17 protein-coding genes are annotated in these 20,643 nt (G+C 48.0%); 15 read left to right on the forward strand and 2 right to left on the reverse strand.

The features are described from left to right. Window positions 1–16 precede the first annotated feature (16 nt). From BUA56_RS12830 to BUA56_RS12860, 7 genes are all read left to right on the forward strand, one after another. Complete coding sequence (locus BUA56_RS12830; protein ID WP_072852346.1) at window positions 17–1,612, forward strand: response regulator; 1,596 nt, start codon at window positions 17–19, stop codon at window positions 1,610–1,612. Continuing rightward, the gene (locus BUA56_RS12835) at window positions 1,612–2,652 is read left to right on the forward strand and encodes a sugar ABC transporter substrate-binding protein (protein ID WP_072852348.1); all 1,041 of its coding nucleotides are present in this window, start codon (window positions 1,612–1,614) and stop codon (window positions 2,650–2,652) included. Before BUA56_RS12830 ends, BUA56_RS12835 begins: the two co-directional genes overlap by 1 nt. A gap of 155 nt (window positions 2,653–2,807) precedes the next feature. After that, entirely contained in the window at window positions 2,808–3,968 is a 1,161-nt protein-coding gene (gene chvE, locus BUA56_RS12840; protein ID WP_072852350.1) for a multiple monosaccharide ABC transporter substrate-binding protein, read from the forward strand. A 66-nt stretch (window positions 3,969–4,034) separates the two neighbouring features. After that, window positions 4,035–5,573: a multiple monosaccharide ABC transporter ATP-binding protein gene (gene mmsA / locus BUA56_RS12845; protein ID WP_072852352.1), complete on the forward strand. Its 1,539-nt coding sequence runs from the start codon at window positions 4,035–4,037 to the stop codon at window positions 5,571–5,573. Between the two features lie 3 nt (window positions 5,574–5,576). Next, window positions 5,577–6,737, forward strand: coding sequence for a multiple monosaccharide ABC transporter permease (gene mmsB, locus BUA56_RS12850; RefSeq protein WP_072852354.1), 1,161 nt, complete (start codon window positions 5,577–5,579; stop codon window positions 6,735–6,737). Window positions 6,738–6,867: 130 nt separating this feature from the next. Continuing rightward, complete coding sequence (locus BUA56_RS12855; RefSeq protein WP_072852356.1) at window positions 6,868–11,583, forward strand: bacterial Ig-like domain-containing protein; 4,716 nt, start codon at window positions 6,868–6,870, stop codon at window positions 11,581–11,583. Between the two features lie 179 nt (window positions 11,584–11,762). Further along, window positions 11,763–12,104, forward strand: coding sequence for a transporter (locus BUA56_RS12860; protein ID WP_072852358.1), 342 nt, complete (start codon window positions 11,763–11,765; stop codon window positions 12,102–12,104). A gap of 6 nt (window positions 12,105–12,110) precedes the next feature. On the opposite strand, the gene BUA56_RS12865 is transcribed toward BUA56_RS12860, so the two are convergent. Together BUA56_RS12865 and BUA56_RS12870 are read right to left on the reverse strand one after the other, a co-directional pair. Further along, window positions 12,111–12,713, reverse strand: coding sequence for a DNA-3-methyladenine glycosylase I (locus BUA56_RS12865; RefSeq protein WP_072852360.1), 603 nt, complete (start codon window positions 12,711–12,713; stop codon window positions 12,111–12,113). A gap of 95 nt (window positions 12,714–12,808) precedes the next feature. Further along, the gene (locus BUA56_RS12870; RefSeq protein ID WP_072852362.1) at window positions 12,809–13,558 is read right to left on the reverse strand and encodes a FadR/GntR family transcriptional regulator; all 750 of its coding nucleotides are present in this window, start codon (window positions 13,556–13,558) and stop codon (window positions 12,809–12,811) included. A gap of 346 nt (window positions 13,559–13,904) precedes the next feature. Here BUA56_RS12870 and BUA56_RS12875 point away from each other — a divergent pair, with 346 nt between their 5' ends. The 8 genes from BUA56_RS12875 to larAH6 all read left to right on the forward strand — a co-directional run bounded on the left by BUA56_RS12875 (window position 13,905) and on the right by larAH6 (window position 20,624). Further along, window positions 13,905–14,174, forward strand: coding sequence for a hypothetical protein (locus BUA56_RS12875; RefSeq protein ID WP_072852364.1), 270 nt, complete (start codon window positions 13,905–13,907; stop codon window positions 14,172–14,174). A gap of 22 nt (window positions 14,175–14,196) precedes the next feature. After that, on the forward strand, window positions 14,197–15,141 hold the full coding sequence (locus BUA56_RS12880; RefSeq protein WP_072852366.1) for a serine hydrolase domain-containing protein: 945 nt from the start codon (window positions 14,197–14,199) through the stop codon (window positions 15,139–15,141). Window positions 15,142–15,224: 83 nt separating this feature from the next. Then, window positions 15,225–16,160, forward strand: a complete 936-nt coding sequence (locus tag BUA56_RS12885; protein ID WP_072852368.1) for a polysaccharide deacetylase family protein — start codon at window positions 15,225–15,227, stop codon at window positions 16,158–16,160. A gap of 89 nt (window positions 16,161–16,249) precedes the next feature. Further along, window positions 16,250–16,573, forward strand: coding sequence for a hypothetical protein (locus BUA56_RS12890; protein WP_072852370.1), 324 nt, complete (start codon window positions 16,250–16,252; stop codon window positions 16,571–16,573). A gap of 5 nt (window positions 16,574–16,578) precedes the next feature. Then, window positions 16,579–17,658 (forward strand): CobW family GTP-binding protein, encoded by a 1,080-nt coding sequence (locus BUA56_RS12895; protein ID WP_072852372.1) that lies wholly within the window; start codon window positions 16,579–16,581, stop codon window positions 17,656–17,658. Between the two features lie 46 nt (window positions 17,659–17,704). Further along, the gene (locus BUA56_RS12900) at window positions 17,705–18,244 is read left to right on the forward strand and encodes a DUF1097 domain-containing protein (protein WP_072852374.1); all 540 of its coding nucleotides are present in this window, start codon (window positions 17,705–17,707) and stop codon (window positions 18,242–18,244) included. A gap of 28 nt (window positions 18,245–18,272) precedes the next feature. Further along, entirely contained in the window at window positions 18,273–19,355 is a 1,083-nt protein-coding gene (locus BUA56_RS12905; protein WP_072852376.1) for a C45 family autoproteolytic acyltransferase/hydrolase, read from the forward strand. 21 nt (window positions 19,356–19,376) lie between these two features. Continuing rightward, window positions 19,377–20,624, forward strand: a complete 1,248-nt coding sequence (gene larAH6, locus BUA56_RS12910; RefSeq protein WP_072852378.1) for a nickel-dependent malate racemase, LarAH6 family — start codon at window positions 19,377–19,379, stop codon at window positions 20,622–20,624. The last annotated feature ends 19 nt before the right edge of the window (window positions 20,625–20,643 follow it).

Consider the following 20,643-nt stretch of genomic DNA (forward strand, 5'->3'; position numbering starts at 1 on the left):
CGGAAAGGAGAAGGATATGTTTAGGATATTGCTGGCAGATGACGAAGGAATTATGTTGGAATCACTGAAAACCATTATTGAATCGAACTTCAGGGGCACGGTAGAAATACAGTGTGTGAAAAGCGGAAGGGCTGCCATTGAACTGGCAGAGACCTTCCGGCCGGATATTGTCTTTATGGATATTCAGATGCCGGGAATCAATGGGATTCATGCGATGCAGGAGATACGCAAATTCCATACATCGGTGCATTTTATCGTAATCTCAGCCTATGATAAGTTTGCCTACGCACAGGAGGCCATTAATCTTGGCGTTCTGGAGTACCTCACAAAGCCTGTAAACCGTAAGGTAGTCATTGACGTCCTGGTCCGGGCCATGCAGAAGGTAGAGGAAGAGCGGAGGAAACGGAGCGAGTCCCTGAAAATCCAGGAAAAGCTGGAGACGGTAATTCCTGTGATAGAGAGCGGGTTTATTTACAGCCTTCTGCTGCAGGAGGGAAGGAACAGGGAAATCGGGAATTACAGGCAGCTTCTGGATGTCAGGGAGGAATACGGATTCATGATGGTGGTCCAGTTTGGGGAAGCAATTACGGAGGGGGTTCTTACCAATGCTGTGGGGATGAGTGTAAAAGCCCAGTCCTTTTACTCCCAGTTTCGGGAAATTATCAGAGGGTTTTTCTACTGCTGCATCGGACCGGTGATGTCCAATAAGATAGCTTTGTTTGTACCCTGGGAACAGGAGAGCTTAACATATGACGAGAGGATCCAAATCATAGAGAAGTCCAGGAATATGGTCCGCCGTCTGGAAAAGGATATAGACGCCAAGTTCAAAGTGGGCATCGGCGGGGTGAAGCCTTTTGAGGAACTTAATGATTCCTATAAAGAGGCATCCAGAGCATTGACAGAGAGCAAGGGGCGGGTTGCCCATGTGGAAGACCTGCCCATTGGATGCGGGTATGTGGGGGATTATCCTGCAGATACGGAAAAGAAGCTTTTTCAGATGATTCTCAGAGGCGATATGGACGGGGCCAGACAGCAGGCAGATCTCTTCTTTGAGTGGATGGTACAGAATTACCCGGACTGCCAGGCGGATATACAGATAAAGGTTCTGGAGTTTGTGATGCGGGCGGAGAGAGAGGCGTTTCTCAATGGGGGAATGACGTATGAATTCCGCTACCGGAAGGATTACCTGGAGCAGGTAACGGGATACTCCAGCTACGAGGGGCTGCGTACCTGGTTTTTGAAGAAAATCACAGAGGTGTGCAGAAATATCACCAGTAAACAGGAGGAACAGACAGAAGGAATCGTAACCAGGGTAAAGCAGTACATTAACTCCAATTTTCAAAAGGATATTTCTCTGGACGGGGTGTCTGAGATGGTTAACATAAGTCCATATTACTTCAGTAAGGTGTTTAAGGAAGAGGCCGGGGAAAACTTTATTGAGTATCTCACCAAGGTAAGAATGGAAAATGCCAAGGAATATCTCAAGAATCCGGAGCTGAGTGTAAAAGAGATATGTTCCATGTCAGGATACGGTGACCCCAATTATTTTAGCAGAATCTTTAAAAAATACATAGGAGTTACCCCCAGCGAGTATAGAGAGAGGTTAGGCTAATGAAGAAGGAAAAGAAAATGATAGGACTGTTCCTGCTGCTGGGCATCTGCGCGGCCCTCACCGGATGCGGCAGTGAGGAGAAGAAGGAGGAACCCGCTCCGCGGGAGAGTAAGGTGAAGATAGGGCTTTGTTTTGACACCTTTGTACTGGAGCGGTGGATACGGGACCGGGATGTGTTCGAGACCACAGCGAAGATTCAGGGAGCAGAGGTTAACGTTCAGAACGCCAACGGGGATGTGGATCAGCAGATTTCCCAGATCCGCTACTTTATCAAGAAGAGAATGGATGTAATCACCATAATTGCAGTGGACAGCAGCAGTCTGACAGATGTAGTGCAGGAGGCAAAGGATGCGGGAATCAAGGTGATTGCCTATGACAGACTGATCCGGAATGCGGACGTGGATCTCTATATTTCCTTTGACAATGAACAGGTGGGAAGGCTCATGGGGGAGGCCCTGAAAGAGAGACTGCCGGAAGGGGGCGATATATTCGCCATTAAAGGGCCCCCGACGGATAATAATGTGAGCCAGGTAGAAAAAGGGTTTTCTGAGGCTATAAAGGGCAGCGGGCTGAATGTGGTCTACCAGCAGTACTGTGACGCATGGACCGCGGAGCTGGCCTACGATGCGGTTAGCAGAGGGCTTGAGGCTTACCCGGACGTGGCAGGCATCATGTGCGGCAACGACGGGCTGGCCACAGAGGCGGTGAGGGCCCTCACGGAAAACCGTCTGGCAGGTACCGTAGTGGTCACCGGCCAGGATGCGGATCTGAATGCCTGCCAGAGGATTGTGGAGGGAACACAGGCTATGACTGTGTATAAACCGGTGGAGACCGAGGCAGAGACAGCAGCTGAGTACGCAGTAAAGATGGGGAACGGCATTTGCGTCAATGTGACAGGTACCATAAACGACGGAACTTTTGATGTTCCGTACATCAGCCTGGATCCCATAGCGGTTACAAAAGAAAATATGCAGACCCAGATCATTGACACTAATTTCCATTCAGAGGAAGAGGTCTATCTGAACATTAGAAAAGAATAGCACATAGTATTTTTTTACCACAAAAATGTCCTGTTGACACGGGGCATTTTTTTATTATGGCAATAAAGTGCAGGATGTCGTAAAAAAGTCCTATAGATCCTGTGATATAGTTTAGACATAACAAAAAACAAATACATTTGGGAGGTAAGTAAAGAATGAAAAAGAGAGTAGTCAGTATTTTATTATCAACCATGGTAGTCGCAGGACTATTTGCAGGCTGTGGAACTTCGGGCGATGACAGTTCAAGCGCAAGCTCCTCTGATACAAAGACGGAGGCACCTGCTGAAGATAAGGCAGACGACGCCAAAGAGGCTTCTGATACCGCTGCACCGGCCGGCGGAAACATTGTAGGCGTGGTAATGCCCACAAAGGATCTCCAGCGCTGGAACCAGGACGGACAGAATATGGAGCAGCAGCTGAAGGACGCAGGGTACGAAGTAGACATTCAGTACTCCAACAACGACATTGCCACACAGGTATCTCAGATTGAAACCATGATATCCAACGGCGTAAATGTTCTGGTAATTGCCTCCATTGACGGAGAGTCCCTGGGCACCCCGCTGGAAAAGGCAAAAGAAGCAGGCATTCCTGTAATTTCCTATGACCGTTTGATTATGAACTCCGATGCAATCTCTTATTATGCAACCTTTGACAACTATATGGTAGGCCAGAAACAGGGCGAGTACATTAAGGAAGCGCTGGATCTGGAAAATGCAGAGGGACCGTTTAATCTGGAAATCGTAACCGGTGACCCGGGAGACAACAATGCACAGTTCTTCTACGGAGGAGCCATGGATGTGCTTCAGCCTTACATTGACTCCGGCAAATTAGTAGTACCTTCCGGACAGATTGAATTCGCAAAGGTTGCTACTGCTGACTGGTCTACAGAGAAAGCACAGAACCGTATGGACACTATTATTTCCGGTAATTACTCTGACGGAACAAACCTTGACGCAGTTCTCTGCTCTAACGACTCTACTTCTCTGGGCGTACAGAATGCTCTGGCATCCTCCTACACAGGAGAATATCCGGTAATCACCGGACAGGATTGTGATGTTGCCAATGTGAAGAACTTAATCGCAGGAAAGCAGTCTATGGACATCTTCAAGGATACCCGTGACCTGGCAAACCAGACCGTTAAGATGGTAGACGCTATTATGCAGGGCAAAGAAGCAGAAGTAAACGATACAGAATCCTATGACAACGGCACAGGCGTTATCCCAACCTATCTTTGCGAGCCAAAGGTTTGTACAGTTGATAACTATAAAGACCTGCTGATTGATTCCGGATACTATACAGAAGATGATTTAAAATAAACATTACTTCAGGTACAGGCGGGCATATACCCGCCTGTACTAAATGATAGAAAAGGAGGGAGACAATTGGCAAAGATACTTTTGGAAATGAAAAATATCACCAAGACATTCCCTGGCGTAAAGGCGCTGGACAATGTAAACCTGAAGGTCGAAGAAGGCGAGATCCACGCGCTGGTTGGTGAAAACGGAGCGGGGAAATCCACTCTGATGAATGTATTAAGCGGTATTTATCCCCACGGATCCTATGAGGGAGACATTATCTATGACGGGGAAGTATGCAAATTCAATAAAATTAAAGACAGTGAATCAAAGGGAATCGTAATTATCCATCAGGAACTGGCTCTGATCCCATATATGACCATCGGAGAGAATATGTACCTGGGGAATGAAAAAGGAAAAAAAGCAGCCATAGACTGGAATGAAACGTATGGAGAAGCTGACAAATATCTGAGAACGGTAGGTTTGCAGGAGTCCTCCAGAACACTGATCAAGGATATTGGTGTGGGCAAGCAGCAGCTGGTAGAAATTGCAAAAGCACTGGCAAAAAAGGCGAGACTGCTGATACTGGATGAACCTACGGCTTCCCTGAATGAAGCCGACTCAAAAGCCCTTCTGGACTTAATGCTGAAGTTCAAGAAGGAAGGCATGACTTCGATTATAATCTCTCATAAATTAAATGAGATTGCATATGTGGCAGATAAAATTACCGTCATCCGTGACGGAAGTACCATTGAAACCCTGGATAAAAGCAAGGATGATATTTCTGAGGACCGTATCATTAAGGGTATGGTAGGAAGGGAGATGACCGACAGGTTCCCGAAGCGGGAGAATACAGTTAAGCCCGAGGTTCTTCTGGAGGTAAAGGACTGGACCGTACACCACCCTCTGTATTCTGAACGGAAGGTTTGTGACGGTGTATCTATGAAAGTACATAAGGGAGAAGTGGTGGGCATCGCCGGTCTTATGGGCGCAGGCAGAACAGAGCTTGGCATGAGCGTGTTCGGAAAAAGCTACGGCTCACAGATCAGCGGACAGCTCTATCTAAACGGAGAGGAAGTGCACCTGAACAATGTCCGCCAGGCCATAGGAAAGAAACTGGCCTATGTCACAGAGGACAGAAAAGGAAACGGCTTGATCCTTTCGAACCCTATTAAAATTAATACAACCCTTGCCAATCTGAAGGCAGTCAGCAGTCACGGGGTAATTGACCGGGATAAGGAATACCAGGCGGCTGTGGAGTACAAAGAGAAGCTGAATACAAAATGCCCTACGGTAGAGCAGAATGTGGGCAACTTAAGCGGCGGAAACCAGCAGAAGGTACTGCTGGCCAAGTGGATGTTTGCCCAGCCGGATGTCCTGATCCTGGATGAACCTACCAGGGGAATCGACGTGGGGGCCAAGTATGAGATTTACTGTATCATTAACGATTTGGTGGCGGCGGGCAAGTCCGTAATCATGATATCCTCTGAGCTGCCGGAGGTACTGGGGATGTCGGACCGCATCTACGTTATGAACGAAGGTAAGATGGTGGGAGAACTGCGGCGGGAAGAGGCATCCCAGGAGGTCATCATGGCCCGCATCTTGAAATCAAGCAAAGGAGAGTAGACAATGGATAAAGCAAAAGTTTCAGTAGTTGTAAAAAAATATACCATGGTAATTGCTTTAATACTGGTAACACTGTTTTTTACCTGGAAAACCGGGGGGAAGATGCTGCTTCCCCAGAACGTGACGAACCTGATAGCCCAGAATGCCTATGTATTCATCCTTGCAACCGGTATGCTGCTGTGCATTCTCACAGGAGGAAACATCGATCTGTCTGTGGGATCCGTAGTGTGCTTTGTGGGAGCAGTGGGCGGTTCACTGATGGTAAACAAACACGTTAACACGTATCTGGCGATTCTTATTATGCTGGGTGTGGGCCTTCTAATCGGAGCGTGGCAGGGATTCTGGATCGCTTACGTGCGGATACCGCCTTTCATTGTGACACTGGCCGGGATGCTCATCTTCCGGGGACTGTCCAACGTTGTGCTGGACGGACTGACCATTGCGCCTATGCCGGATAATTATCTGGAATTGTTCAACAATTATGTGGTAAACCCATTGGGAGGAAACGGGATTAATCTCACTTGTATGCTGGCAGGGGTTCTGGCCTGCGTGATTTATCTGGTGGTTGTATTTAACGGAAGACGAAGCAGGACAAAAAAGGGATATGAGACAGAACCTATGGCAGGCGTTGTGGTTAAGTCTGTAATTATATGTGCAGTCATCTTTGCGTTTATGTTCCGTCTGGCACAGTACAAGGGAATTCCTAATGTACTTGTGTGGGTGCTGGTGGTAATTCTGGTGTACGCGTATATCACCTCTAAGACAACCATCGGCCGTTACTTCTATGCGGTGGGAGGCAATGAAAAAGCCACCAAACTCTCCGGAATTAACACGGACAACGTATACTTTATGGCATACCTGAATATGGGATTCCTGTCTGCCATGGCAGCCCTGGTAACCATTGCCCGTCTGAATTCAGCGAATCCTACGGCAGGTACCAACTATGAGATGGATGCCATCGGTTCCTGTTTCATTGGCGGAGCCTCCGCATACGGCGGAACCGGAACAGTACCCGGGGTCATCATCGGCGCAACTCTGATGGGCGTAATTAACCTGGGTATGAACATCATGGGAGTTGATTCCAACTACCAAAAGGTGGTAAAAGGGCTTGTGCTTCTGGCAGCGGTAATCTTTGACGTAGTCAGCAAGAAAAAGTCGCAGTAATATAGAGTGAACGGACATACGGCTGTTGCCGTATAGAGGTAGAGACAAAAAATGCCGGCATTGCAGCAGCGCGAAGGGAGGTGGAACTGCAGCCGGTGTTTTTTTATAGTATGAGGAGAAAGGAGAAAATATGGGAAGAAGTATTAAGAATGTATTTTTAGGTATCATCGCGGCTGCAGGTACGGCAATGGCGGTTCCGTCTCTGACAGTGGAAGCGGCCAATCCGCTTTTGCCACTGGATGAGTATATCCCGGATGTGGAGGCAAAGGTGTTCACAAATGAGAAGGGGGAGGAGCGCCTCTATCTGTATGGTTCGCATGATGATTATAACTCCGGAACCTGGTGCTCTTACCAGTACAGAGTGTGGTCTGCTCCTCTGGAGGATCTGGAGGACTGGACGGATCACGGGGTTTCCTTTGCCTCAAGAAAGGGAGAGGGGTATTTCTGGGAGGGACAGGACACAGACGGTGTGGACTGGAGCGATACACAGCTCTATGCACCCGATGTGTGCAAAATCGGCGATACCTATTATCTGGTTACCTGCAATGCCGGGGGACCGGCTCTGGGTATGGCAACAAGCAAGAACCCGGAAGGGCCATTCAGCCCTGCCAAGAAAATTCTGTATGATGACGGCACTGAGACGAGCAATATCGATCCCAGCCTTTATACCGAAGGTGAGGGAGAGAATCAGAAGGTCTATCTTGTCTGGGGGCAGACAACCTCATTCGGCGGGCAGGGACTGCTGGGGGCAGAACTGATCAAAGATGAGAATGGTTTGTATACCGTGGTGAAAAAGGATACCCAGAAGGTGCTGTTCGGAGCAGGCAATGACGGCTTTGGATACTATGAGGGACCGTCCCTTAAGAAAATAAACGGAAAATATTACATCCTTTATCCGTCCAACAAAGGCAAAGGGGTTCACATGATGTCCTATGCCATAGCAGATGAGCCTCTCGGCCCATATACATTCGGAGGAAATATTCTGGATAATGACGGCTGCGATCTGGCAGGGGGCAATAACCACGGCTCTTTCTGCAAAATAAAGGATCAGTGGTACCTCTTCTACCACAGGGGCTTTGGCAACAGCAATATGAGGCGAAAGGTCTGTGCGGAGAAAATTTACTTTGATGAAAATGGAAAAATAGGGGATATCAATGGGAATATGGTGCAGATGACTAACCATGGACTGGGCGGGCCTCTGAGTCCCTATGAAAAAGTAGAGGCTGCCTATGCCACTCACGTGAGAATGGACGGCTATCCTTCGGGCTGCTATCTCTCCGAACAGGCAGCGGATCTGCATCCTCTGATAAATATTACAGACGGGAACTGTGTGGAATACAGGGACTTTGACTTTGGAACCACGGATCAGGATCTTCAGTTCACCGCACGGTTAAAGGCTAAGTCAGGGGGAAGCATAGATATTGTACTGGATGATCCAGAAAATGCACCTATAGGTACCGTAATCGTAGGCTCTCTGGCTTCCTCCGAATGGACAGAGTTCACGGCCCCTGTCTCCAAAGTCCAGGGAATTCATACCGTTTACCTCAAATTCCACAGTCAGAGCAGTGAAAAGATATGTGAGATGGAATCCTTCCGGTTCTCTGAGAGAAATGCAATGTTTTCAGAGACATTTGACGGGGATTTAAGAGCCTGGAAAAATAAAGCGAATTCCAGAATAATCGGCGGGTCACTCCAGTTAATGAATAATACCAGTATGACAGCCCGCGAAGGAATTGATTGGAAGAACTATAGTTTCGAAGCTAATGTGAAACTGGAAGATCAGGCAGCGGGGCTGACCTTTAGAAAATCAGATGATAAGAACTATTATCTCCTGCTAATGGGAGAGAACGGTCTGGAACTGAAAAAGTCAGTAAATGGCACGGAAACCACAGTTGGGAGTATGGAACAGGCCATAGATCCGGGCCAGTATACCAGAGTAAAGATAGAATGCTGCAATGAGTGGATCACCGTGTATGTGAACGGAGCTAAGAAAGGCGAATTCCGTGATTATTCTCTGCAGTCAGGTACAGTTGGATTCTATCAGCCTGAGGGAAGTATGGCTTCTTATGACGATGTGGCGGTCATGGATACCATTGCAAGAGTAGACAAAATAGAGATCAACGGTATGCCTTTAACGGAATTCACAGGAGATGTAAAGACATATTCGGTGCCGGCAGACGGCGGCGGGGCAGTTCCTTTTGTGAAGGCTTACTCTACAGCGGCCAAAGTCAGCGTGGAACAGGCCCAGGCGGTGCCCGGTTCTGCCAAAGTGACGTTTGATGACGGGGAGAATACCGCAGAATACGAAATCAAGTTCTACACCAGTGACAAGGTACAGAGCGATGACTTTACCCGAGACAGCGTTGGTGAGTTCTGGCAGATAGTAAATCCAAACGAAGCCAATGTTACATATGAGCAGAATAAAGGACTGACCATACAGACGGAAGGCGGGGATCTGGGAAATCAGTCTAACCCTGCAAAGAATCTGTTTCTGCAGAACGCAAACAGTGACTGGACGATAGAAACAGTGCTGAGTGCGAATCCCGCTTTTGATCTCATCGGCGGAAACTGGCCCTCAGCCGGCCTGGTAGCCTATGGGGACGATTCCCATTATGTGAAGCTGGTATACCTTCCCAACGGCGTGGAATTAAATACTGGTGACGGGGACAAGCAGCAGATCGGAGTCAGCTTAACGGATCCCAACCAAAAATTAAGACTGAAATTAGAGAAGTCAGGCAATACCTACACGGGGTACTATGCCCTGGGAGAGACAGGGGAATATAAAACCTTCAGCAGCAGGCGCAGTATGAGCTCTGACCATGTAAAAGCCGGCTTAATGACCACCGGATTCATGGCTTCCGGCAATCAGACAAAGGTCACCTTCCATAGCTTTACAGCCGCAAACGGCAGTTCATCAGCTCTGCCTGAGCTAGTACCGGCAGAAGGGGTTGCAGCCGATCAGGATGCTATAGAGCTGACCACGGGAGATACTGTCTCACTGAACGCATCTGTCACACCTCAGAATGCGACTTATAAGGATGTGGTATGGAGTATTACAGAGGGTGCAGATGCTGTGGAAATCGTAAACGATGTAAAGTCAGATACCATCGTACTGAAGGGAGTCAGAGAAGGGGACGCGGTAGTGAGGCTGTCCCTGCAGGACAATCCCGATATTTACGCAGATTGCGAACTACATGTTCAATCCCCGGCATTAGATTCCCTGACGGTAACCCCGCCCTCCAAAACGGAGTATAAACTGGGCGAGGATCTGGACTTCCATGATCTTGCAGTAAAGGCAAACTATGTGAATGGAACCAGTGCAGCAGTGGAGCCTTCTGACTGTGAGATTACCGGATTTGATTCTTTAGCACCCGGAGAACAGACCGTTGCTGTTTCCTATACGGAAAATGGAATTACCAAAACAGGAGAGTTTACAGTTACAGTTCTGAATGAAAAGGCTTTGACTGGGATTCTGGTAACGCCTCCGGCTAAGACGGAATACGAGGAGTGCGAACCCTTTGACCGTACGGGTATGGCAGTTAAGGCACAATTCTCAGACGGCTCGGAGGAAGAGGTATCAGAGTACGTGCTATCTGACGTGAACACGATGACGGCAGGAACAAAAGAAGTCACAGTAACCTATGAGGATAAGGCGGCAGCCTTCACAATTACGGTAAAGGAGAAAAAACTCACAGGCATTGAGATTATTGTGCCGGACAAGACGGATTACCTGGTGGGAGAGGCATTCGACCCTGCAGGAATGATCGTAAATGCGGTTTACAGCAATCAGGTGAAAGAGGAAATCAGCCAGGGGTCTTACACACTGGAAGGGTTCGACTCAACAGAGCCCGGAGACAAGACGGTGGTTGTGTCATATGAGGGAAATACTGCAGAATTCACAGTGAAGGTATCAGAGAAATCAGAAGAACCAGTATTGGCAAAGCTTGTTCTCACACCGCCCGCCAAGACCGAGTATCTTGTGGGGGAGGAAGGAGATCTGACAGGTCTTGCTGTCTACGCCTGGTATTCGGACGGGGCCTGCAGAGAACTGGAAAGCGAAAGCTATGAAGTGGGCGCACTTGATACATCAGCCCCCGGCATTCAGTACATTACAGTTTCTTATGAGGGTATGACGGAAGAGTTCATGATTGTAGTGTCAGAGGATACGCAGACAGAGATTCCTCACTGGGAACACGACAGGAACGGCTGGTGGTACAGCAACGGAGACGGGACCTGGCCCAGATTATGCTGGAAGTCTATCCATGATACCTGGTATTACTTTGATAAGTACGGGTACCGTATGACTGGCTGGGTAGATGATGGAAGCCACTGGTATTACTGCGATGAAGACGGTGTGATGCAGACTGGCTGGCTGTTAGAGGGGAATACCTGGTATTACCTGAAGAATAACGGAATGATGGCCACAGGGTGGATAAAGGACGGAAATACCTGGTACTATCTGAAGAATAGCGGGGCCATGGCAACCGGGTGGCTGCTGGACAGAAACACATGGTATTACCTGAGGGGAAATGGCGCTATGATTACCGGCTGGTATCAGGAGGGGAATACCTGGTATTATCTGAGAAATAACGGAGCCATGGCCACAGGGTGGCTGCTGGACGGAAACACCTGGTATTATCTGAAGAGCAGCGGGGCGATGGAAACCGGATGGATTCTGGACAGAGGAACCTGGTATTACCTGAAAAACAGAGGAGCCATGGCGACAGGCTGGGTGCAGACCGGCGGCAGATGGTATTATCTGAAATCCGGCGGGGGAATGGCCGCAAACCAATGGATTGGAAAATACTATGTGAATAAAAACGGGGTCTGGACAAAGACCAGATAACTGAAACAACTCAAATTTTTAAACTGTAGGATTATTTTAACTATAATAAAACAGGAGATTACCACAAAGAAATCGGTAAATCTCCTGTTTTGTTTCTGAGAAAAAATGACTTATCAGTATGCATATGGTAAAATACAGACAGAATATGCAAACTACTATGCGAAAGGAAGATCAAAAATATGGAAGTATTTTACCGCCTGTGCGTCAGTGTGTCCATTGGAATTATCGGAGGCTTTCTGGTGGGAGGCATTAAGCTTTCTCTGAGAAAGGAGTATACAGAGCGGCAGATTCAGAAAAGCCGCAGAGTAATGAATAAGATATCCGCTGTTCTAAAATACAGTACCCTCCTGCTGTTGGTGCTGGGATTTATCTGGTGTGTTTACTATTTGGTATTAGGAGCCATGGACCGGGGGCAGGCTGACTATGCCAATAATATGTCGGAGAATATTGTTGCTGTTCTGACAGTAATATCAATTATCTTTGCATTTTTTGAGTTTTTGCGGCATACAGGGGACAAATGAGGGGATTCACCCCTCCAGGTATCTCCTTTTACGGATGACAGGATACTGTGCAATCAGTTTTTGATAACAATCGCAGGACTCCTCATGATCATTTATCACCCCGCAGGCCTGCAGATGAGAATATACGGTGATAGAACCGAGATACTTGAACCCCCGTTTTTTCAAATCTTTGCTGATAAGGTCCGAGAGCCCGTTTCTGGCAGGAATGTTTCCTTTCTGGTGACCTGCATACAGGATGGTCTTCCCTTTGGAATACTCCCACAGATACCGGCTGAAGCTGCCGAACTCTTCCCGTATCTCCAGGAAACACCTGGCATTGTGGATGACAGCTTCTATTTTACGGCGTGACTTTATCATTCCTTCGGTATTCATAATACGTTCTATATCTGCTTCTGCAAAACCGGCGACCGCATGATAGTCAAAACCGGCGAAACAGTTTCTGAAGATCTCCCGTTTCCGGATCATCATATTCCAGTTCAGCCCGCACTGCATGACTTCCATCATTAAGAACTCAAATTGCTTCTGGTCATCATGTACGGGAACTCCCCACTCCTGGTCGTGGTACTTAATCATTGGCTCATTGATGAGACACCATGAACATCGTTTCATATTGTTTTCAATCCTTTCCTATTGCTGTGACCCTGCATCCGGCTGAAAAGGCTGCCGCATAAACTTGATACGGCAGCCTAAGAGGGTAAGGTATATTATTCTGTTGGATTATTATAATCTATCATGTCTATCAGTAAACTGCGGCACATATCAAAATCCTTTTTCTCTATTGCGTGGTAAATTTCCCAATGATTTTTAACACTGCCAATATCCTCTCCAGGCTCAAGGTGGATAACCCTCTGGTGCCCGATCGTGTACATATGTTCCCGGATCGCCTCTTTTGCCGTGGAAAAAGCGTATATTAGGAGATCATTATGAGACATTTTACAGAGCTGCGTATGGATTTCTATATCACTGTCATTGAACTTTTCATAAAAAAGTTCCCGGTTCCGGCTTCCTCTGGGAGCATTCACATAAGCCGTTATATCCTTCTCAAACACTTCACAGCAGCGCTTTAACTGCAGAAGGTCCTCCTCTGTGGCCCGCAGAATGGCAAGCCTGGCACATTCCACCTCAATTATGGCCCGGAACTCAGCGACATCATTCAGCAGATCAGGAGTCATATAGAATTCTGAAATATTCTGCATATGTTTGTCAAAATCAAAGGAGCATACATACGTACCATCTCCCATACGGGTGTCCAGGACACCCAGAGTATTCAGCTTCTGCAGAGCCATACGGACCGTAAAACGGTTTACACCGAATGTTTCCGCTAATTCCCCCTCCGAAGGTATCTTTTTATTTTCCTCCCAGATTCCCTGGGAGATCAGTGCTTTCATCTCTTTGCACACCAGATCAGGTGCAGACATTTTCCTGATTTTTAAATCTTTTGTTTTTGCAGACATGCTTCATTCCTCCGGTTTCTTATAACTAAAATGATACCCTCAAAGGGTTACCCCGTCAAGTTTATTCTACTGTATTTGTACGGGCGAACCGGATACTTCCGACAATTCACATTACTGCCGGGAGGTAGGAATAGGTACAAAGAATTTATTTAGCAACATGCACAAAAAAATAAGATAAATTTCAGATGATTTATGAAAAATGTAAATAACGGATTGACAAGATGTGATACTAATGGTATGATTCACCTAGTGAACAAGTGAAACAGAGAGCTTCTCAGTCAACAACGATACAGCACCGGACAGTGACATTACATAGTGGAAACGTCCCCTGGGAAAGGAGAAATGTATGGCAAATATTCTGGAAATACTTATGCTGCTTTGCTTTGGCGCTTCATGGCCGATTAATTTCAGAAAAGCGATGAAGGCAGGAACAACGAAGGGTACCAGCCTGGCTTTCCTTTTCCTGATAGAATTTGGATATATATGCGGTGCCGCGGCAAAAGTCCTGAATCACAGCATTAATTATGTTTTGATCTTTTATGGGATTAATCTGGTGGTTGTTGCGGCGAACATTGGAATTTATTTTGTTAATAAAAAGAAAGATACGGCATTGTAATCAAAAAAAGGAGGTTACTATAATGACACTGGTTAAAAGATTCATGGAGGATGCGGAAAGGGGAGGGATGCACATCTTGGCTGCCCAGGTCCGTATGAATGGAGAGATAGTCGATGAATGGACACGGTTCCCGGCAAAGCCCAGGTTTGAGACCTACTCCGTGTCAAAGACGTTTGCAGGGGTGGGCGCAGGCATAGCTTTGGAGGAAGGGCTGATTACGCTGGATGAGCGCATCAGCGAAAGCTTTCCGGAAGCAAGTTATGACATTACTGATGAGAATGCTCTTAGTATCACAGTGCGGGATTTGCTGACCATGACTTCAGGGCTGAGCGAGACTATGCTCTGGCGTGATGGCTACGAAAGAAAATACGAGCGAGACTGGATTCGATTCTTTTATAAGGCGGGCAAATTTGTAAACAAGCCAGGAACGGCTTTTCTGTATAACAATGTTAACCCTTATATTCTTGGCTGCCTTATTGAGAAAAAGTCTGGTCAAAACCTGCGGGAGTATCTCAGATACCGCCTCTTTGAACCGGTGGGAATACATAACGTAGAGTGGACCAGCTGCCCCATGGGGCATACCATTGCGGCCAATGCCCTGCAGATCAACGTGGATGAGCTGGGGCAGTTTGGGCAGATGCTTGCCAATGGAGGAGAATATAACGGCAAACGTATTGTATCAGAGTCTTATATAAAGGCAATGATGACTTCGTATTCTGAGACCGGGGAATACATTCCCTCCCAGCCTCCGGTCAGGGCTGGGTATGGATATCAGACATGGATAGACGGGGTGAATCACGCTGCCTACATGTGGGGGATCTTTGGCCAGTACTGCGTAGTCCTCCCTGAAAAGAATGCGGTAGTTACGGTATTGTCTCTGGAGCCGTCAGACGGCGGATCCAACGGCAATTATGATACATCTCCCCTGCGAAAGGTGATTTGGGAGGATCTTGTGACGCAAGTCTGAAAGCGGCAGTAACTTTATTTACATTAAAAGGGTTTTAAATTTTCGAATTTAAAATAAAAAATTATTAAGGAGGTAACATCATTATGAGTACCAAGAAAGACATTAAAATCTGTATTAATCCGCATTTTGATGCCGTATCCCTTTGGATTGGTTCCTGGGGCGGCGAGGATTCTCCGTGTGACATCTCCAGAGGTGTATTCGGTGCTAAACGCGGTGTTCCGCGTCTCTTGGACCTGTTTAAACGCTTCAATATACCTGTAACCTGGGGCGTGACAGGACATTCCATGGAGAGCTTCCCTAAGGCAGCCGATATGATCTGCGATGCTGTGAACAATGCGGGACACGAGATCGGTATTCATGGCTATGTGCATGAGAATCCTCTTGCCATGACCCGCCAGCAGGAGGCTGATGTTCTGGATCGTACAATCAGTACTATTGAGAAGATTTCCGGCAAAAAGCCCCAGGGCTACATGGCACCGTGGTGGGAGCTGAGCCAAAACACGGTTGAACTGCTGTTTGAGCGCGGAATTACTTATGACAGCAGTCTGATGGAAGATGACTATTGGCCATATTACGTGCGTGTGGGCGACAGCTGGACGAAGATTAATTACAATGGACCTGCTGCAGACTGGATGAAGCCATGGCAGCCGGGCAAAGCGGTAGATTTGGTTGAACTTCCGGCCAACTGGCACTTAGATGATGCGCCGCCGCTTCTGTTCGTAAAGGCTTCTGCAAACAGCCATGGATGGATAACCGGACGTCAGCTGGGAGAGATCTGGCAGGATCAGTTTGACTGGGTATACCGTAATTACGATTACGCAGTACTGCCAATTACCATTCATCCGGATGCTTCGGGCAAGCCTCACGGACTGATGATGCTTGAGCGCCTGTTTGATCATATGCTGTCCCACGCTGGAGTCAGCTTCTGTACAATGGCTGATGCGGCTGAGGATTTCCGTAAGCGGGCCCCCTTTGGCACAGACACAGATTTAGGCGTTGAAAATGGGCTTCATGTGTAATCTTGAACATATGCACTGAATAGGACGCCCTTCCCGGCAGGGGAGTATCTCTTTGCCGGGAAGGGCAGTTAAAGTTAAGGAGGGGTATTATGTGTGCAGCTTGCGGTGTACTGAGCGGAGGGGCTGACTGGCTGGAGCGGGCCGGGAATCCTGAGGGAATAGGTGCAGAGGAGAACGCCACGCGAAGGGCGGAACGCCAGAACCTTATCCAGATGGTAAATGTCCTGCTGGCTCCGGGAAGAGCAAAGCTATGCGATTTCCATACAAAGCTTATCCTCAAGGGTCCTACGGGACAGACAAAGATTGTAGATGACCTGGCCCATGTCTGGGTAACGGCAGATGCCATCGGACTGCGCCCGGTGGATCCCCTTGATGAGGAATATTTGTCCGCCATCGGACTGCAGAAGGAGTGAACAGAATGGAAGAACGAATTCCTGTAACAGTTTTGACCGGATTTCTCGGAAGTGGCAAGACGACACTTCTGCAGAGACTGCTGAACTGTGAAGAAGGCGCCGGAGTGGCTGTCATGATCAATGAATTGGGTGAGGTGGCTTTGGATCATCTCTTTGTACAAAAGCTTACAGAGAGCACCATTGTCCTGAAGAACGGATGTATCTGCTGCACGATGCGGGAAGATCTGCAGACAGGACTGAGAGAACTGATAGACGGCTGTTCCCGGGGGATAATAGCTCCCTTTAACAGGGTAGTTGTGGAGACAACCGGGCTTGCAGACCCAACCCCCATTGCCCAGACCCTGGACGGAGACTTAATGCTTCGCCGGCAGGTGCGACTGGCCAATATCATTACTACCATTGACGCTGTCTTCGGGGCGGAGCAGCTTGACACTCATGAGGAGAGCATGAGACAGGCAGCTATCGCTGACCGCCTTGTGCTGACTAAGACTGACATTGCGACGCCGGAACAAATCGCACTTGCCCGGGATAAGATACATAAGGTCAATCCTATGGCTATGGTGCTGGACTCCAACAGCCCGGAATCTCTGTGGCCTATGTTGTTTGACATTGATCCTTTTAATCCTGATACAAAGAGTGCAGAGGTTCAGGCCTGGCTCTCCCGCCTTCCCCATATTAAGGCGGCAGACGCCATGCACGGGGAACATCATCACCATCATCACGGTGAAGGTGAGGAACATGTACATCACTACCATGAAGGGTATCACCATGACGAAAACGAGATTCAGACCTTTTCCATCCGCACGGAAAAGCCGTTAAACTGGACGGCCTTTGCCATCTGGCTTTCCGCGCTGGTGCACCGGTATGGAAAGCAGATACTGCGGATTAAGGGGCTTTTGAATGTCCCGGGCGCTCTGGGACCTGTTGTTCTCAATACAGTACAGAGCCACATTACGCCGCCTATGCATCTGGATGAATGGCCGGATGAGGATCACTCTTCCCGCATAGTCTTCATCGTTCAGGGAATATCCCCCAAAATGATGCAGACCTCCCTGGAGCATTTTTTGTCTATTTTAGAAGATTAGACGGGATATTAGGGTTAATGTATTTTAAATCAGTAGGAGGTAATTTATGAAGATAAAAAAACATACGATGATTGCTCTGTTTGTGGGATTACAGGCATGTGTGATCCAGATCATCGATCAATGCATACATGGTGTTCTGCCCCCTGCCGGAAATACCGGATTCGCATGGGTATCGTTCCTGGCCTGGGCCACTTATTTTATGGCGGGCTGTACCATTAAGGACGGCGTCCGGGCCTTCCTGGGATTTCTCATAGGCATAATAGCATCTATCATTATTATGCTGTTGTCCGGACCTTTTGGAGCCCTGGGATTCTTTGCCACGCCTCTGGCAATTCTCATTATCGCCTGGCTGCTGTTCTACCTGGAGATTGCCCCTCACATGTTCAGTTTGGTTCCGGCGGTCTACATAGCCGCAGGCGCTTATTTCGGCTGTATGTCATATGTACCGGGTGCGGAATATGGAACGGTCTTTCTCACAGAGATGATTTATCTGACTCTCGGATTATTCTTTGGCTGGATGACCATTGCGTTCAGGACATGGTATGAATCAGGGCGGGGCAAAGCAGAAGCAGCAGAGAGAAGCTGAATGCGGGGATCCTAAAGGAGGGAATTAAATGAACTTTCCGTATATTGAGATTGAAGGCACTCCCTATGAAATCGGTTTTCAGGAGGGGGAAAGCTTTAAGACCCAGATTGCAGGAAGCATTGCCTGTTACAAGGTAATGTTCAAGGACTACTCGGATCTCAGCTGGGACAGGGCAAGAGAACTGTCGAGACAATTTATACCAGTGATCACGGAGTACAATCCGGATTATCTGGAGGAGATGAAAGGAATTGCCGATGGTTCCGGTTTTGATTTTGAAGATATTCTGGCTCTGAACTGCAGAAGCGAGCTTGTATTTGTGGGGAAGGAGTTCGACAGGATGGATGGGGGATGTACTTCCATCGGGGTGAGCAGTGAGGCCGGAGCGTCAGGAAATGCTTTTCTGGCTCACAACTGGGATTGGAAGACAAGCCAGCGTTCGTCCATGGTTATGATGAAAATCCGTCAGAAAAACGGAAAGCCCACGATATTTATGGTAACAGAGGCCGGGATCATAGGAAAGACTGGATTCAACAGTGCAGGCGTTGCCCTTTACCTGAATGCCCTTTCAACGAATCAGGCGCCGGGGGGACTGCCTCTGCATATGGCTATGCGGGGAATTCTGGACTGTGAGACCCTGACGGAGGCAGTAAAGGCCGCGACAAGGATGCCTCTTGGGTGCTGTGCAAACTTTATGCTGGGACACAAGAACGGGGAATGTATCGATCTGGAGATTGAAAATGAGGATTTTGATGTATTATATCCCCGGGACGGAATTATCGTCCATACGAATCATTTTCTAAGTCCCAGACTTCCCCTTGCACCCCGGAAAGATACTACCAAATATAAACTACCGGATAGCTTTATACGCCTGGGGAGGGCTGAAAAGCTGATGCGGTCCGTGGATAGTAAAATTACAGCCGGGGACATTATTGAGGTACTCTCAGATCATGTGGAATATCCTTGCAGTATCTGCCGCCATGATGACCTGAAGGCAGAGCCCGGCCTGCGTATGGGCACCGTATTTTCTATGGTTGTAAACCTGACTTCCGGCGATATCTATTTCTGCAAGGGAAACCCCTGTGAAAACAAGTATGAGCAATATCATATCTGATCAGAAAGAACGGGGAAATACATGAAGATTAGTTTTGGATATGGGAAAAGTGTACAGGAGGCAGAAATTCCTGAGAGAAATCTCATCGCTGTGCTGGAATCAAACCCCATGACGCATGATAGAAGAGATGCCGAAGCGGCGGCATTCGCCTTAGAGCATCCCATCGGGACGCCCCGGTTGAGGGATATGGTCAGGGCGGGACAAAAGGTGGCAATTGTGACAAGTGATATTACCAGGCCTCTGCCCTCCTGGGAAATTATGCCCTTGGTATTGGATGAGCTGTATGAGGGAGGCATCTCTAAGGAGGATGTCACTGTAGTTCTGGCTCTGGGTTCACACAGGAAACATACGGAAGAAGAGATTATTCACCTTGTGGGAGAACGGTGCTATGGGGAAGTGAAATGTAAAGACTCCGATCCGGAGGACTGTGTTCATCTGGGAGTTACCCGAAATGGAACCCCGGTTGACATAACGAGAACAGTGAGTGAGGCAGATTTCAGGGTATGCCTTGGAAATATTGAATTTCATTATTTTGCTGGTTACTCAGGGGGAGCAAAGGCAATCATGCCAGGGGTTTCAACACCTGAGGCTATCCGGAAAAATCATCGGCTCATGACCCATGAAAATTCCTGCGCGGGAAGACTGGGGGACAATCCTCTCCGTGCGGATATTGAAGAAGCCGGAAGGATTACCGGCATTGATTTTATCGTAAACGCCGTTTTAGATGAGCATAAGCATATCGTATACTGCACAGCCGGAGATGTGATTAAGGCTCACCGGGCAGGCTGCGCATATCTTGACAAAATGTACAGAAAGAGTATTCCCCGGCGGGCCGATATTGTGCTCGTCTCTCAGGGCGGAGCTCCGAAGGATGCAAACTTATACCAGACCCAAAAGGCACTGGACAATGCCAGGCATGCGGTAAAAAAGGGCGGCACGATTATTCTGATTGGTGCTTGCAGCGAGGGCATGGGAAGCGCCGAGTTCCAGCGGTGGCTTACAAGTGCACCCACGTCCCGCTCTATGATTCGGAGGATAGAAGAGGAGTTTGTGCTGGGAGGGCATAAAGCAGCCGCCATAGGTATGGTATTAGAGGATGCGCGAATTGATCTTGTTTCGGAAATGGATCCGGCCTTTGTAAAACGCATATTTCTAACTCCCCAGCCGTCGGTACAGGAGGCATTAGATCAGGCCATGAAACGGTATGGGGCGAATGCCTCGGTAATTGCAATGCCCTTTGGGGGCTCCACACTGCCCGTTGTAACTTAGAGTGTAAGGATAGGAGAAA

This window comes from Lactonifactor longoviformis DSM 17459, from assembly GCF_900129135.1.
Taxonomy (GTDB): Bacteria; Bacillota; Clostridia; order Lachnospirales; family Lachnospiraceae; genus Lactonifactor; species Lactonifactor longoviformis.